The organism is Bifidobacterium vansinderenii (assembly GCF_002234915.1).
GTDB classification, from domain to species: Bacteria; Actinomycetota; Actinomycetes; order Actinomycetales; family Bifidobacteriaceae; genus Galliscardovia; species Galliscardovia vansinderenii.
On the sequence record NZ_NEWD01000002.1, the window covers coordinates 141,560 to 158,052 of the forward strand.

General features: G+C 62.4%; 11 protein-coding genes and 1 tRNA gene. 9 read left to right on the forward strand and 3 right to left on the reverse strand.

The annotated features are described in order from the left end of the window. Positions 1-101: 101 nt before the first annotated feature. The 5 genes from guaA (at position 102) to Tam10B_RS00800 (ending at position 8,013) form a co-directional block, all read left to right on the forward strand. Positions 102-1,664, forward strand: a complete 1,563-nt coding sequence (gene guaA / locus Tam10B_RS00780) for a glutamine-hydrolyzing GMP synthase (protein WP_093959374.1) — start codon at positions 102-104, stop codon at positions 1,662-1,664. A gap of 390 nt (positions 1,665-2,054) precedes the next feature. After that, positions 2,055-2,675 carry a PadR family transcriptional regulator gene (locus Tam10B_RS00785; protein ID WP_093959375.1) on the forward strand — a complete coding sequence of 207 codons (621 nt, stop codon included), beginning with the start codon at positions 2,055-2,057 and terminating at the stop codon, positions 2,673-2,675. A 63-nt stretch (positions 2,676-2,738) separates the two neighbouring features. Next, the gene (locus tag Tam10B_RS00790) at positions 2,739-3,599 is read left to right on the forward strand and encodes an ABC transporter ATP-binding protein (RefSeq protein ID WP_233133512.1); all 861 of its coding nucleotides are present in this window, start codon (positions 2,739-2,741) and stop codon (positions 3,597-3,599) included. 74 nt (positions 3,600-3,673) lie between these two features. Further along, entirely contained in the window at positions 3,674-6,574 is a 2,901-nt protein-coding gene (locus Tam10B_RS00795) for an ABC transporter permease (RefSeq protein WP_158214080.1), read from the forward strand. 209 nt (positions 6,575-6,783) lie between these two features. Continuing rightward, positions 6,784-8,013: an acetate/propionate family kinase gene (locus Tam10B_RS00800; RefSeq protein WP_093959377.1), complete on the forward strand. Its 1,230-nt coding sequence runs from the start codon at positions 6,784-6,786 to the stop codon at positions 8,011-8,013. Positions 8,014-8,245: 232 nt separating this feature from the next. Here Tam10B_RS00800 and aroA read toward each other — a convergent pair whose 3' ends face one another. Together aroA and Tam10B_RS13150 are read right to left on the reverse strand one after the other, a co-directional pair. Beyond that, positions 8,246-9,565: a 3-phosphoshikimate 1-carboxyvinyltransferase gene (gene aroA / locus Tam10B_RS00805; RefSeq protein ID WP_198947488.1), complete on the reverse strand. Its 1,320-nt coding sequence runs from the start codon at positions 9,563-9,565 to the stop codon at positions 8,246-8,248. A 124-nt stretch (positions 9,566-9,689) separates the two neighbouring features. Further along, positions 9,690-11,459: a hypothetical protein gene (locus tag Tam10B_RS13150; RefSeq protein WP_158214081.1), complete on the reverse strand. Its 1,770-nt coding sequence runs from the start codon at positions 11,457-11,459 to the stop codon at positions 9,690-9,692. A 184-nt stretch (positions 11,460-11,643) separates the two neighbouring features. Between Tam10B_RS13150 and glgX the strand changes: the two genes are divergently transcribed. Next, positions 11,644-13,782 (forward strand): glycogen debranching protein GlgX, encoded by a 2,139-nt coding sequence (gene glgX, locus Tam10B_RS00815; protein ID WP_093959380.1) that lies wholly within the window; start codon positions 11,644-11,646, stop codon positions 13,780-13,782. Between the two features lie 108 nt (positions 13,783-13,890). On the opposite strand, the gene Tam10B_RS00820 is transcribed toward glgX, so the two are convergent. Continuing rightward, positions 13,891-15,057 (reverse strand): ABC transporter permease, encoded by a 1,167-nt coding sequence (locus tag Tam10B_RS00820; protein ID WP_093959381.1) that lies wholly within the window; start codon positions 15,055-15,057, stop codon positions 13,891-13,893. Between the two features lie 275 nt (positions 15,058-15,332). Here Tam10B_RS00820 and Tam10B_RS00825 point away from each other — a divergent pair, with 275 nt between their 5' ends. The 3 genes from Tam10B_RS00825 to Tam10B_RS00835 form a co-directional block, all read left to right on the forward strand. After that, positions 15,333-15,674 (forward strand): hypothetical protein, encoded by a 342-nt coding sequence (locus Tam10B_RS00825; RefSeq protein WP_093959382.1) that lies wholly within the window; start codon positions 15,333-15,335, stop codon positions 15,672-15,674. Between the two features lie 112 nt (positions 15,675-15,786). After that, positions 15,787-15,860: transfer RNA gene (locus Tam10B_RS00830), tRNA-Pro, on the forward strand. Positions 15,861-16,123: 263 nt separating this feature from the next. After that, a partial coding sequence (locus Tam10B_RS00835) for a transposase-like zinc-binding domain-containing protein (RefSeq protein ID WP_456297845.1) occupies positions 16,124-16,493 on the forward strand: 370 nt, incomplete at its 3' end.

Consider the following 16,493-nt stretch of genomic DNA (forward strand, 5'->3'; position numbering starts at 1 on the left):
ACATGCGCATGCGCGTTCGGCAAATACCCCTATGTCGCAATCTTCAGTGATAATCGACACACCGTTTCACGTAATCTTTCTGAACTCCAAGGGAGGCTCGTATGGCCAATGGACCGGTTCTCGTCGTCGACTTCGGCGCCCAGTACGCGCAGTTGATCGCACGTCGCGTGCGCGAGGCGCACATCTATTCCGAACTGGTGCCGCACTCCATGCCCGTGGATGAGATCCTGGCCAAGGATCCGCAGGCGATCATTCTTTCCGGAGGCCCCGCCTCCGTCTTCGAACCCGGCGCGCCCCGCATCGATACGAAGATCTTCAACGCCGGCGTCCCCGTGCTCGGCATCTGCTACGGCTTCCAGGTCATGGCGCACGAGCTCGGCGGTGACGTCGACAAGGCGGCGCTCGGCGAGTACGGCAAGACCCCCGCGGTCATCACCGACGCCGAGGGCATCCTCGCCGGCTCTCCCGCCGATCAGAACACCTGGATGAGCCATGGCGTGGCCGTGAACAAGGCCCCCGAAGGATTCAAGGTCCTCGCCCACACCGAGGGCGCCCCCGTCGCCGCCATGGCCGACGAGTCCCGCAAGCTCTACGGCGTGCAGTGGCACCCTGAGGTCAAGCACACCCCGCTGGGTCAGGATCTCATCGAGAACTTCCTGCACAAGTGTGCCGGCCTGCCGGACAACTGGACCGCATCCAGCATCATCGACGACCAGGTCGCCAAGATCCGCGAGAAGGTCGGCGACGCCGAGGTGATCTGCGGACTGTCCGGCGGCGTGGACTCCGCCGTCGCGGCCGCCCTCGTGCACAAGGCCATCGGCGACCAGCTCACCTGCGTGTTCGTCGATCACGGTCTGCTGCGCAAGGGCGAGGTCGAGCAGGTCAAGCACGACTTCGTCGAGGCCACCGGCATCAGGCTCATCACCGTCGACGCCGCCGACGACTTCCTTACCGCGCTCAAGGGCGTCTCCGAGCCGGAACGCAAGCGCAAGATCATCGGCGAGAAGTTCATCCGCACCTTCGAGAAGGCGCAGCAGCAGGTGCTCGAGGAGGCCGGCGCCCGCGGCAAGGAAGTCAAGTTCCTCGTTCAGGGCACCCTCTACCCCGACGTCGTCGAGTCCGGCGGCGGCGACGGCGCGGCCAACATCAAGAGCCACCACAACGTGGGCGGCCTGCCCAAGGACATCAAGTTCCAGCTCATCGAGCCGCTGCGTACCCTCTTCAAGGACGAGGTGCGCGCCATCGGCACCGAGCTCGGTCTGCCCGACGAGATCGTCTGGCGTCAGCCGTTCCCGGGTCCGGGTCTTGGCATCCGCATCATCGGCGAGATCACCAAGGAACGTCTCGACCTGCTGCGCGAGGCCGACGCCATCGCCCGCGAGGAGCTTTCCAAGGCCGGCCTCGACCGCGACATCTGGCAGTGCCCCGTCGTGCTGCTGGCCGATGTCCACTCCGTCGGCGTCCAGGGCGACGAGCGCACCTACGGCTCCCCCATCGTCCTGCGTCCGGTCTCCTCGGAGGACGCCATGACCGCCGACTGGTCGCGTCTGCCCTACGATGTGCTCGCCACCATCTCCACGCGCATCACCAACGAATGCCGCCAGATTAACCGAGTCGTCCTCGACTGCACCTCGAAGCCGCCGGCAACCATCGAGTGGGAGTGATCCCCCGGCATCGGTTTCAGTAGATTCAGCACGAAACCATAGCGACAAGGACCTGCTTGCCCATATCGGCAGCAGGTCCTTTTCATATGCATTCATCAGACGCATCGTCTCCCCCGACAATCCACAGCTGACAGTCCGAACGCGACATCTTGGTAGTCGAAACAAGACATTTTCGTAGTCCGAATGAATTTGGTAGTCAAAACAGGACGAATACAGGCGATGTGAGGGATCACAATGTCTTGTTTTGACTACTAAGTTCGTTTTGACTACCAAATTCACCAACGCTTCATCCCCGAGGATGATTGGCGTGTCGAATGGTTACCGAGTAACCTATAGAGCAAGAGGTTACTGAGTAACCATTCATATCCGCCGGTCGATCGGAGGAACGCGATGGCCATCAAGGAAGCACTGCTGGCGCTGTTGCAACGAAGCCCCGCCAGCGCCTACCAGCTCAAGAAGGAATTCGACGCCACCACCAGCGAGACATGGCCGCTCAACATCGGTCAGGTCTCCACCACATTGCAGCGGCTGCAGCGCGACGGTCTGATCGAGCAATGTCCGGACAGCGAGACCGTAGCCGCGGAAACCACCGTCATGACGGCCACTGCCGATTCACAAGGAACCGGTCACGCAACGTCGCCAAACCACTCCGCTACGGTCACCCGCACCAAGTCCCAAACGACCGCAGTATGGCAGCTGACCGATATCGGCCGCGATGCGGTATCACAGTGGTGGAGCACGCCCGTCACACTCGAACAGCGCGGACGCGACGAACTCGTGATGAAACTGGCGTTCGCCGTAACCACACCGGGAGTGGACGTTACCGCTCTCATCCAACGACAACGCGTCGCACTGCAACGACTCCTGCACGATGTCACCCGAGCACGCCGCGCGCTTCCCCCAAGCGACATCGCAGGCCTCCTAGTACTTGACCATCACATCTTCGCCACCGAAGCCGAACTGCGATGGCTCGACACCATCGACGACCGCCGCCTGCGAGCGCGCATCTAGCCAGACGACGGCCCTGTCCACTCCGGTCATTCACATCCCCATATGGATAGAAACGAGACGATCATGACCACTTCACGATTCGGGCAGTCGGGCCCGTCACACAACATGTCTCACGCATCGATTTCCCCGTCGCCACCGCAATCCACCAACACGGTCAACACGGACACAGCCGGTACCGACACGGCCAGCGCCACGGTCCAGCCAATCCTCGCCATGCATGACGTATCGCGCGTCCATGGCGAAGGCGCCCGCCGGGTCAATGCGCTGCTGCATGCGAATCTTGTGTTGCATCCCGGTGAATTCGTGGCGATCATGGGCCCCAGCGGTTCGGGAAAGTCGACGCTGCTGAATCTCGCCGGCGGCCTGGATACGCCCACCAGTGGCCATGTGCTTGTCGAGGGTCGTGATCTGGCCGCGTTGAACGTCGCCGAACGTGCTGCGGAACGACGTCGTTCCATTGGCTACGTGTTTCAGGATTTCAATCTGCTGCCCGGCCTGACGGCCAGGGAAAACGTGCAGTTCCCTCTGGAGCTTGACGGGTGGAGCGCCCGCAAGGCCGCGGCCTCGGCGGTGCATGCGCTTGACGAGGTGGGCGTGTCGGAACTGGCGGATCGCCTTCCCGAGGACATGTCCGGCGGCCAGGCGCAGCGCGTGGCCATCGCCCGTGCATTGGTGGGCAAACGTCGACTCCTGCTCGCCGACGAGCCGACCGGCGCCTTGGATTCCAATTCCGGCACCACCATTCTCGAGGTGTTGAGACGCCGGGCCGATGATGGCGCCGCCGTGTTGTTGGTCACGCATGAACCGCGGTTCGCGGCGTGGGCCGATCGTACGGTGTTTCTGCGAGACGGCCGCATCATCGACGACACCGGCCCGTCCGATGTGGACATGCTGTTGAACGGCACCGAGATCGGAGGTGCATGATGACCCGGATACATCGACGTGAGATCTCCACCAGTGTCATAACGGGTCTGCGCCGTTGGAGGCCCGTTCTGCGCATGGGATTGCGCGACGCCGTGCGTCATAAGGCACGGACCTTCTTCTCCGTACTGTTGATCATGCTTCCGGTGGCCGCGCTGATCGCGGGGATCTCCGCTACCACGGCGGTGGCGGCCAACCGCGAGCGCACGTTGTCGACCATTCCGGATGGTGTTCAGGCCGTGATCACCGCGACTGCGGTCACACGGTCGAGTCAGCCGTTCCCGCAGATTCCCGAGGGCGCGCCGGGCGTGTGGCTCGATGACGTCGGTCAGACGCCGGCGACCCCGGATGAAATGCTTCGGTATCTGCCCGAGGGCACCACGCTGCTGCCGTTCTACGAGTCGCGGAAGCTGCTGGCGACCACCGGCACGTCCATGAAACCCGGGGAGCAGAGTGAGGCCGGTGCACAGGTGGTCGCCTCGCATACGCCTATTGACTCCACCACCACGGCCACGATGACCGAGGCCGGTGAGGCTGCGCTGCGCCAGCTGATGCCCGAGCCGTCGTCGGGCAGGTTTCCTCGGGACAACACCGAAATCGTGGTGTCCACGGCGTTGGCGGATCAGCTACATCTTGCGGTGGGCGATACGATAGCGTTCACCGCTCCCCCGTTTCAGGGATATATGAATACCAGCGGACGCATCGACGACGTGATCGAGGATTCCCAACGTGCGTGGCGTATCTCCGGTCTGGTCGATGACGAGGACAGTCATGCATGGGGTCTTGATGGCTGGATGTCGACAATGGTGGAGAAGGACCACGCGGGTGTTGACGGGCACTATCTGGCGGTGGGCGATCGGCCGATCACATGGAACCAGATCAAGAAGCTCAATGCCCTGCAGGCGTTCGTGGTGTCGCGTCATGTGCTGACGGACGGGTACCCTGCTCCGAACGAACGGTACCCGGTGAGTGTCGATCCGAAGGTTGTGCTGGACCGTACCGTGGCGCTGGGCATCACGGCGCTGCTGGGTGCTGCGACAATGCTGTGCCTGGTTACACCCGCGTTTTCGGTGTCCACCGATCAGCAGCGGCGGACGCTTGGCCTGGCAGCGGCCTCAGGCGCAGGGCCACGTGATCTCAAGCGCATCGTCACCACACAGGGCATCGTCATCGGTCTGATCGGTGGAGTGCTGGGCACGCTGCTGGGCGTTGCCGTCATGATGCTGGTCGTTCCACGCTATCGGTCGATCAGCATTGGTGAGACGTTGGAGTCGTTCCCTTGGCCGATGCTTGGCATGACGCTGCTGATGGCCGTGGCGATCGGCTATGTGGCCACATTGCTGCCCGCTCGGAGGGTCAGCCGGCTGAATCCGGTGGACGCGTTGAAGGACAATCCGTCCGAATCCCGCCATTTGTCTCATCGACGTCGGGCGACGATGATTGCATTGCACGCGTCCGGCCCTCTGCTGATCGTCGGAGCCGCGGCCTGCGGTGCAGCCAGTCTGACCTTGCCGATTCCGCATCCCGATCACGGAGGCGCCTCGACGGCGCATATGCTGCTGCTTGCCGCCACCATCGCACTGACCATCATCGGACTGGTTCAGCTGGTGCGCAGTCTTGCCGCAGCGGCGGCCTCTCTGAGTAGGTTCGCGCCGCTATCACTACGCTTGGCATTGCGCGACGCGGCACGACACCATCATCGGTTCGTTCCGGCCGCCACCGCGGTGCTCGTCACGGTGACCGTGGCGTCGTACTCGCTGACCTTGGTGGGGTCTACCTTCGCCAACGATCGCGACAATACCGGGGACGCCGTCATCGGCGACCGTGCCATGATCGTGAGTGCCAGCGTGCCGATCAGCAACGACTACGATCACATGGTCGTCATGGATGCCGTCAATGCGCTCGGCAGACAATATCCGGTCAGCGCGCATCAGCCCATGTACGCGGCCGCCATGCCCAAGGCCGACTACGGCGCCGATCAGCAGGGGACGCAGGAGACCGAGTCGCAGCGGCTTCCCATCGCCCGAGCGCTGCTTCCGAAGTCGGCGCCGGAGTGCTCCGCCGATCAGGGGCAGGACACCGCCTCGGTGATCTATCCCGGCACTCCAGTGCGTTGCGTGGACTTTTCCAGGGCAAATCGCCGATCCATGCATGGGATCAGCATGATCAACGCCGATACCGAGATGCTGGTCATCAGCGGCGACGCCATGCGCCTGTCCGGCTATCCGGATGCGGAACGGGCCGCCAGGATGATCGACAGCGGCGGCGTGGTGGTAAGTGATGCGGCGCAGGTGGTCGAGGGCAAGGCCGAGCTGGCCGTCGCCACATGGTCGGCCGGATTGCCCGATCGGAGCAATGCGACCGCCATCGTCTCCAAACCGGCCATGTTCGTCCGCGGTTTCTACCCGCTTGCCATGAGCGAGCGGACGGCACGGGAACTGGGCTTCACCGAGTTCCGGTATATCGGCGAATACGTGAACCTTGCACCCCGGTCCGGCCTCATGACGATGGACAAGGTAGCCGAATCCATACAGTCCGATCATCCGTTGGTGCAGGTGACCAAGTATCGCGGGCTGCGTGATGTTCCGATCGCACTGCTGCCGACATTACTGTTGGGGGTGTTCGCTCTGATGGCGACCGTGATCTCGCTGCTGCTGGCCCGCACACAGACGCAGCGGGACATGTCCACCATGCACGCGGTGGGCGCCTCCCCCGGATTTCTCAGACGTCTGGGCCTCGCCCAGGCGGGTGTGATCCTGCTGACCGGCGTACCGCTGGGCATGTTGTCAGGACTGGCGCTTGGCTGGTTCCGTGTGGCGTGGAATCGTCGCATCGGGCTAGAAGGAGCATGGCTGCATACCGATCCCGTCTGGCCGGTGCAGGCGATGCTCATCGTAGGTATCGTCATGATCTCACTGCTCGTAACGGCCGTCGTAACCAGACCACCGCGCGAACTGACTCGTCGGACGATCGACTGATCGACGGCCTGCCGGACGACGCTAGATCTCGCGTACCAACAGCCTGATTGTGACATTCCTCACAAAACCGTTCCGATCCCTGTGATTGGAACGGTTTTGTCCATGGAAAACGACGCAAACCTGTACCGCAATGTAGCGGCCAACGAGTAATCTCAGTCGAGGAAGTGGAGCGCAAGCTCCCCAATCACTAGTCATGGAGGAAGCCCATAATGGCGAAAACCGTCCTTGTCATCAACTCCGGCTCCAGCTCGATCAAGTACCAGCTGGTTGACCTCGAAACCGGCGAAGGCATCGCGTCCGGTCTGGTCGAGAAGATCGGCGAGCCGATCGACGGCAACTACAAGCACGAGTACAACGGTGAGAAGCACAAGCTGACCGAGCCGATCCACGATCACGAGGAAGGCCTCAAGCGCGTGCTCGGCTTCTTCAAGGAGTACGGCCCCGATCTGTCCGAGTCCGGCATCGTCGCCGTCGGCCACCGCGTGGTGCAGGGCGGTTCCATCTTCCCGCGTCCGGCCCTGGTCACCGACAAGACCATCGGCAAGGTCAAGGATCTGGCCGTGCTTGCCCCGCTGCACAACGGCCCCGAGGCCAAGGGCGCCGAGGTCATGCGCTCCCTGCTGCCCGACGTGCCGCAGGTCTTCGTCTTCGACTCCTCCTTCTTCTTCCAGCTGCCCAAGGAGGCCAGCACCTACGCTCTGAACAAGGAGATCGCCGACCGTTACCAGATCCGTCGTTACGGCGCTCACGGCACCTCCCACGAGTTCGTCGGCTCCGTGGTGCCCGAGCTCATCGGCAAGCCGGCCGAGGGCCTCAAGCAGATCGTGCTGCACATCGGTAACGGCGCCTCCGCCTCCGCTCAGATCTCCGGCAAGCCGATCGACACCTCCATGGGCCTCACCCCGCTCGAGGGTCTGGTCATGGGCGGCCGTACCGGTGACATCGACCCGGCCGTCGTGTTCCACCTGATCCGCAACGCCCACATGAACGTGGACGAGCTGGACTCCCTGTTCAACAAGAAGTCCGGTCTGACCGGCATGACCGGCTTCGGCGACATGCGTGAGGTCATGCGTCTGGCCGACGAGGGCGACGAGAACGCCAAGCTGGCCCTCGACGTGTACGTGCACCGCATCGTGGCCTACATCGGCAACTACACCGCTCAGATGGGCGGCGTCGACGTGATCACCTTCACCGCCGGTGTCGGCGAGAATGCCTCCGCCATCCGCAAGATGGTCATCGATCGTCTGGCTCCGTTCGGCGTGAAGCTGGACGAGGAGAAGAACAACGTGCACACCTCCGAGCCGCGCGTCATCTCCACTCCCGACAGCTCCGTCATCGTGGCCGTCTACCCGACCAACGAGGAGCTGGCCATCGCCCGCAAGTCCGCCGCCATCGCCGAAGAGGGCAAGGACTCCTACGGCAACGTGTTCACCAAGTGAGCCGTTGATGTGATGCGTTCCGACCGCTGATGTGGCGGAACGCAGATAGCGGAAAGGGTGGGTACCCGGTTTGGGTACTCACCCTTTTTGTGTTTTAGGCTGCTGGGAGCTGATCCCTCCCTCAGTCAGCTTCGCTGACAAGCTCCCTCCCAAGGAGGGAGCACGAACAAAGGATGGATGTCGGCCAATTCCGACAAAACCGCTCACCAGAGAGGGAGCACAAAGGAGAAGCCTAGGCGAGCATGGAGGTCCAGAGGCCCACAAAATCGGGGATGGTCTTGCGCGTGGTCGCCACGTTGACAACGTCGATGCCATCGATACGCAAGCCCAGCATGGCGGCGAACGTGGCCATGCGATGATCGGCGTACGTCTCCATCACGGCGCCATGCAGCGACTCCGCGGGAACCGCGTCGATGTGCAGACCGTCGGGCAGCTCGTGTGCGCTGCCGCCCACACGTTCGATCTCGGTGACCAGCGCCTCCAGTCGATTCGTCTCATGACCACGCAGGTGACCGATGCCCACGAGCGAGGTCGGCGCGTCGGCGAACACCAGGATCGCGGCCAGCGAGGGCGCGATCTCACCGGCTGCGGACAGGTCGAATTCGCCAAGACCATGAATCGTGCCGTCCGACGTGACCGCGAGCGTGCGTACGCCGTTGTCCGCCACGTCGACCGACACGCTGGCGCCCATGCGTTCCAAGTATCCGGGGAGCAGTCCGCCGGGCTGCGTGGTCGTCTCCGGCCAGTTCGGCACGCGAACCGTACCACCGGCGATCAACGCCGCGCCGAGGAACGGCGCCGCATTAGACAGATCCGGCTCCACCACAACCTGTTCCGGCAACTGCACGGCACCGTGACGCACCGTCCACGTATGACCATCCATGCTCACGTCCACGCCGGCGGACGAAAGATCGGCCATGGTCATGCGAATATGCGGCAGACTGGGCAGATGCTCACCAGTATGGGTCAGTGTGAGACCGTCCGTCAGTTTCGGCGCGGCCAGCAGCAGGCCGGAGATGAACTGGCTGGAACCGGACGAATCGATCGACACCGCTCCCCCATCGGCGTGTTCGGGAGGAGTGAGCGTGAACGGCAGACGACCTCGCTCGCCTTCGTAGTCGATGCGGGCGCCCAGCTGTTCGAGACCATCCAGCAGTGGGGCCATCGGACGCTGGTATGCCTGCTCGTCGCCGTCGAAGCGTACCGGACCGTCGGCGTACAGGGCCAGCGCGGGCACGAAGCGCATCACCGTGCCGGCAAGGCCGCAGAATACCGAGGAGTTTCCCTTGAACACGCCGTCTGCGGGCGGCACGACGGTGACCGTGGTCTCCTCATGCTCGTCGATGCGGCATTCCACGCCCAAGGATTCAAGGGCGCCCATCATGAGCTCGGTGTCGCGCGAGCGCAGCAGTCCGATCAGCGTGACCGGCCGTGATCCCATGGCCGCGAGGATGAGGTATCGGTTGGACAGGGACTTGCTTCCCGGAATGGTGACCGTGGCGTTGAGGGGCGCCGCCGCCTTGGGGGCGCGCCAAAGATCTGTAGCTGTCATGCCTGCCATACTAGCGTGAGATATGGTTGGGCCCGCGTTCGCATTCCACGAACGCGGGCCCATACCGGCGATTGATCGACGCGGAATCGATCACCGGCCGATGGTTGTCTTGACTAGCTGATGATCACCGGTTGCTCAGAGCATCGTGGAACCCGTCCTGCAGCACGTCGTTGAGATCGTTGAGCTCATCCTCCGGGTTCATCTTGTCCTCGGTCTCCTTGAGCGCATCGGAGAAGTCGGAGTCGATGTCATATCCGTCGGAGCTCAGATCGTAATATTCGTCCTGCAGATCGTTCAGCTGGTTGTACTGGTCAGTGCCGTACCGGAGGTCGTTCGGATTGCCGAGCGCCTGCATCTTGCCGATGAGTTCGCTCGGCTTGCCGATGTAGTCCTTCATGTCGGTGCCGTACTTGGCCACATCCGCGTCCTTCGCCTTGCTCAGTTCATCGAGGCTGGCGGTGCAGTCGGTGATGTACTGGTTGTACTTGTCGTAGAAGTCGCTGTCGTACAGCGAGGCCGACGGCGTATCGGAGCATACCTTCATAGCCTTGGACATCGGCAGAGCAGAGTCGGCCAGACCGTTGATGTACGACGCGTACTTGTCGGAGGCCTTCACGTAGGCGTCGTACTTGGTCTTGACGTTCTCGTCCTTCAGGATCTTGTCCTGACTGCCGAGATCGGAGACCGCGCTCTGATAGTCCTTCACCTTCTGCTTAAGGCTGGTGATGTCCTTGTCATCCAGACTCTTGGAGGGGTCGTAGGTGACCGAATACACGTCGCCGAGCTTCGTGTTGACGCTGTAGTACCGGTTGCTGATCTTCGACGTCTGATTCAGCGCGTTGGTGTAGTCCTCGGCGGTGGGCTTGCCGCTGGGCAGGAAGGCGAGCACCACGAGCACGATGACGACGAGCGCCGCGATACCGCCGGCGATGCTCAGTCCCACGACGAGTTTCTTGTTGGATTTTTTCGGAGCGGGAGGCATGGGCGCACCGTACGGCGGCTGCCCCTGCGGCGGCTGGCCGGGCTGCTGGTATCCGCCATAGGGAGGCTGACCGAACGGAGGCTGCCCACCGGCCGGGGGAACGTTCGGAGGCGTCATACCGGGCGTCTGCGGATTTCCCGGCGTCTGCGAATCGCCTGGCGCCTGCGGTGATGATGTCGGTACTGGCCCCGGAGCGAAACCGGGGTCCGGCTGCGTACCGGATTCCGTCGAGGAAGAATCATCGTCCGGCGTCTGCGATGTCGGCGGGGCGAACGACTGCTGGCCGCCGTCCTGCACCGGCGACGGCTGGTCTCCGGCTGGAGCCGCCGGCTGCCCATCGACCGGCAAGCCTTGCACCGGCAGGGTCGGCTGGTACTGAGGCTGCTGCGGGGATGAGAACTGGGACGTCGCCGCATCCCCCGTATACGGCGGGATACCGAACGGGTTGTATGGAGCGTTCGCGCCGGGAGCCGTGTCCTGCCCCGAACCGTATGAGACGGGCTGGATGCCTGGCTGCTGCGGTTGGAACGACGACGGCGTGTCGGACGGCTGCCCGAACGGCGGCGGAGTCATTCCCGACTGGGGTTGGACGGCAGGCTGCCCGTAGCCATAAGCGGGCTGGGAAAACGGCTGCTGATACGGCTGATATGCAGACGGCTCCTGCGGGATCGGCTGAGTCTGCGGAACGGACTGGTAGGAGCCGGGAACAGGCCCGGACTGCTGCGGCTGAACCGGCACGGACCCTTGGAGGGGATCATACGAGAAGCCCCCCTGCTGCTCATTTCCGGGAACGGGAGAATCCCCCACTGAGGAAGTCTGCTCAGACTCCTTGTCGGCCTTGCCCGCTGCCGTACCATCCGGCGGCACATACTGCGGATCGTCATCCCCAACCGATTTGTATCCATCTGCCATAGCGAAAACTCCTTCGTCTCTTCGCCGGTGTTCATTGGTACAAGGCCAGTCTATCAACGTGACCGTTCACAACCAAGGAATGAGACGGAGGAAAATACAGGAGTGCGACACGCGCCATGCATGATTCATTTCCGGTTCACCCGCAAACGCGACTTTGTGACATGGTAATGCGATACTGGTAGGTATGCAGATCAGACCAGGTTCAATGTATCCATTGGGAGCTCGCTACGATGGCGCAGGAGTGAATTTCGCCCTGTTCTCGGAAGCGGCCGAAAAAGTGGAGCTCTGTCTCTTCGACGCGGAAGACAACGAGACCCGCATTGAAATGACGGAACAGAATTCCTACGTATGGCACAACTATCTGCCGGGCATCCAGCCGGGACAGCGCTACGGCTACCGCGTCTACGGTCCGTACGATCCCAACAACGGACATCGCTGCAATCCCTCCAAGCTGCTGCTCGACCCATATGCGCGAGCCATCCAGGGTCGCATCGACGACGACGAAAGCCTGTACTCCTACAACTTCAGCGACCCCGACAACGAATACCATATGAACACCATGGATTCGGCGCACCACACCATGAAATCCGTGGTCGTCAATCCGTTCTTCGACTGGGGCAACGACAAGCACCCCAACATCCCCTACCACGATTCGGTGATCTACGAGGCCCACGTGCGCGGCATGACCAACCTGCGCAAGGACGTGCCCGCCGAGATCCGCGGCACCTACGCCGGTCTCGCCTACCCCACCGTGGTGAACTATCTCAAGGAGCTCGGCATCACCGCCATCGAGCTCATGCCGATCCACCAGTTCGTCAATGACTCGTTCCTCACCGAAAAAGGGCTGAGCAACTACTGGGGCTACAACACCATCGGTTTCTTCGCCCCGCACAACGCCTACTCCAGCTCCGGTGAATACGGCGAGCAGGTCAACGAGTTCAAGTCCATGGTCAAGGCTTACCACGAGGCCGGCATCGAGGTCATCCTCGACGTGGTGTACAACCACACCGCCGAAGGCAACCACCGTGGCCCCACACTCAGCCTGCGCGGCATCGACAACCGCAACTACTACCGTCTGGTGGACGGCGACTACGCCCACTACTTTGACACCACCGGCACCGGCAACTCGCTGCTCATGCGATCCCCGCACGCGCTGCAGCTCATCACCGACTCGCTGCGCTACTGGGTGACCGAAATGCACGTGGACGGCTTCCGATTCGATCTGGCCGCCACGCTGGCTCGCCAGTTCCAGGAGGTCGACAAGCTCTCCGCGTTCTTCGACATCGTGGAGCAGGATCCGGTGCTTTCGCACATCAAGCTCATCGCCGAACCGTGGGATCTGGGCTCCGGCGGCTACCAGGTGGGCGGCTTCCCGTCCAGCTGGTCCGAGTGGAACGGCCGCTACCGCGACTGCGTACGCGACTTCTGGCGCTCGCAGCCGTCCACGCTCCCCGAGTTCGCCAGCCGACTCATGGGCAGCTCCGACCTATATCAGGCCAACGGCCGTCGACCCGTCGCCTCGGTAAACTTCATCACCGCTCACGACGGCTTTACGCTCAACGATCTGGTCACGTACAACGACAAGCACAACGAGGCCAACGGCGAAGGCAACCGCGACGGCGAGTCGCACAACCGTTCGTGGAACTGCGGCGTGGAGGGTCCGTCCGACATCCAGGACGTGAACTGCCTGCGTCAGCGTCAGCGTCGCAACTTCCTCGCCACGCTGCTGGTCAGCCAAGGCATCCCCATGATCTGCGGCGGCGACGAGGTGGGTCGCACCCAGCAGGGCAACAACAACGCCTACTGCCAGGACAATGAGATCTCGTGGACGGATTGGGAGCTTGATCAGGATCGTCGCGATCTGCTCGAGTTCACCAAGAAGTTCATCCATCTGCGTCTCAACCATCCGGTGCTGCACCGCAGGCGCTTCTTCACCGGACGCGCCGCCGGCGACACGTCGGATCGCATCCCGCAGGCGGAATGGTTCGACCACACCGGCGAGGTCATGGACCGCGAGGACTGGGGCAACACGCACGCCCTGTCGGTGATGGTGTTCCTCAACGGCAAGGACATCCCCGAGACCGACTGGTACGGCTCCCCCATGACCGACAACAGCTTCCTGCTGATCTTCAACGCGCACTATGAGCCGATCGTGTTCAAGCTGCCCGATGAGAAGTACGGATCCACGTGGACGCTGGTGGCCGACACCTTCAACCCGAAGGGCCCGGAGCTCACCTACGAGGCAGGTTTCGTGATCACCGCGCAGCCGCGCAGCTTCCTGGTGCTCATGAGCGCCAAGCGTTCGCGCAGGCTCATGGACTGACACCGGTAAGTTCAACGAATGAATGATGCCCGTCACGCCGATCGATTCGGTGTGACGGGCATCGTTGTATTGCGATTGCTGATCGCGATCGCGCCGATGACGGCCGTACTAGTTCTGCGGAGAGATGCGCGACTCGGGCGGCACGACGCTCACCGGACGTTCGGCCGTCAGCTGCGCGTACACACGATCCGCCTCGATGGCCGCGATCTGACGCGAGAACACGATGAACCATCCCATGAACAGGATGCAGGCGAGCGCCTCCACGTTGGTGAGCGTGGTGTTGCCCTGCAGCCAGTTGAGTCCGGCGACCACGATGGCGACGATGATGAGGTCGGACACCACGTACATGGCGCGTGACAGCTGCGGCGCGAGCCACGGCAGGAAGATCATGAGCAGGCTCATCGGCAGGCTCAGCCCGCGTGCGAACACGTTGTGCAGGATTGGGTGCGGGGTATATCGGAACATGCCCACTCCGGCGAAGCAGACGCCGGCGAGGGTGAGCAGCACGGCCAGGCAGATAATACGCGCCCAGAAGCGTGGAATGTCGAATTCGGTCTTCGGCTCGTCGCCCACCTTGGGAGCCTCGCCCGTGCCGTTGACGACACGCCATTTGAGACGCATGCGTTGCGTGGTGATGAGTTCGGAGATGGCGAAGTAGCTGAGGATGACCACGCAGATGCCGGCGAGGATCAGCGTGGAGTTGAACATGCGGGCGGCGAACGTGGTGCGGTCGCCGAGCTGGGAGAAGTTGTTCTTCCACCAGTTGGGGTCGTCGGTGGTCAGGCCGGCGGTGCTCACACCGGAAACGACGAACAGGGGCAGCAGCGACGCGATGGTTCTGGAGTTGAGCGTGTCCGCCTGCACGAACACCACGTACCCGACGACTCCGGAGAATATGGATGCCACAGCGGGAATGTATCCGGAGAACAGGGATATGCCCATCGTGCCGTTGATGACCTCGAGCATCGCGTACACGCTGAGGAACACGGTGGACGCGTAGACCACGGACAGCGACAGGGTCTCGAACGCGCGACGGACCGGTACGATCCACCCGCGTTTGAGACTCCACGAGCGGGACTGTCTGGTGTATCCGACGACGAACGACATGACGGCGCAGGCGGCCACCACGCCGGCGCATGCGGTGAACAGCCGTCCGGAGACCAGCCAGATGGCCGAGGCGAGCGTGAGATAGAGCTCCATGATCAGGCCCGATGCGAGCGCGCAGATCAGGGATGCGATGAGTCCCAGCGTCTCCGCCTGCTGATGCCTGCCCATGAGCCTCCGTTTCGTTTTTCGATCTGCCGTTTGCGCCGTTCGAGGCGTTCGCAGCGCTTATTGCCGCTGTGTTTTGCGCAGTATGCCGTCAATGCTCTTCTCCGCGATTATAGGTCAGGACTGTGGCAAGGACTCGGCCTCGTTTTCATGGATGGCCATGAGACGTCTTTCGGCAATGGCGGAAACGTCCTACCATGAAATCACCTGAGGTGGTTGTTCAGGCATGATTCCTTGGCGAAACGATCGTCGGTCGATGGGGAAAGGACGCAGCCATCATGAACCGCGAATACTGGGATCGCAAGCGGCGGGAGCGCGAGGCGCGCGACGAACGCTACCGGCAATTGCGTCAGGGCGCCACTCCCCTGCAACGATTCGGCATGTTCGCCGAACGACATGGCGAAGAAAACCGACCGTCCATACCGGATCAGGCGAGGCATTCACGACAATGGTTCGGGCAAGTGACCGGAATGACGTTGGTCCTCACCGTGATTCTCGTGACGCTTGGCTTGCTGCTTGGCATGATCGGCGCGAGCGGCGGCACGATTCTGATCGTCATGATCGTTGCGCTTACCGTTCTGATCACGGTCATCGTCCTCTTCATGCAGCGTTTTCAATAGGAGCAAATAGAGACCGTGATGCAACACGCGGACCGGCATGGGTTATACTAGTGATTCGTGTTCATACGCGCCCGGTTTTCCCGGTTTCCGTATGAACGCAGTATGAATGCAACGGGCCGTAGCGCAGTTTGGTAGCGCGCCTGCTTTGGGAGCAGGATGTCGCGGGTTCAAATCCCGCCGGCCCGACGAGCCGCCTACTGGCACAACGGGTTTCGGACTATCGTCCGGAGCCCGTTTCCTGTCTCGCATACGATTACATACGATGACCGCGGACCGCATACGATCCCGGGGTTATAGGCCACGTTCATGGGGCCTTGCACTCGCAAGTATAGGGCTATAGGAACAAGAGTGTTGCTTATGTTCCGGGTTTGGCCTTACGGCAGTAGGCGTGTCGGGGTGTTATTTTTCCGCGTGAAAAAATAGGGGCGTTCCTCTGGTGGGCTGAATGCATGAGGACGAAATCCAGCAAGGCGAAGAAATGCCCCGTGTGCGGGTCGGCGATGAAGCGGAACGGCAGGACGAGGGCGGGAACCCAGCGGTGGATGTGCGTCGCGTGTTCGCTGACCGGGGTCATGCGTCAGCAGGACGCGGAACGTGGCAGGCAGCTCGACGCGTTCCTCGGCTGGCTGCTCGGCCGCGCGTCCCAGTCCTCATGCGACGCGCACGGCGATGCGCGGGCATTGCGCAAGCGGACAGCGTGGTGCTGGAACATCCGGCCCGAGATTCCCCCGTGCACGGTGAAGCATCACACGGTGATGGCGGACGGCACGTACATGAGCCACGGCTGGTGCCTGATCACGGCGGTCGACGGCGAAAGCG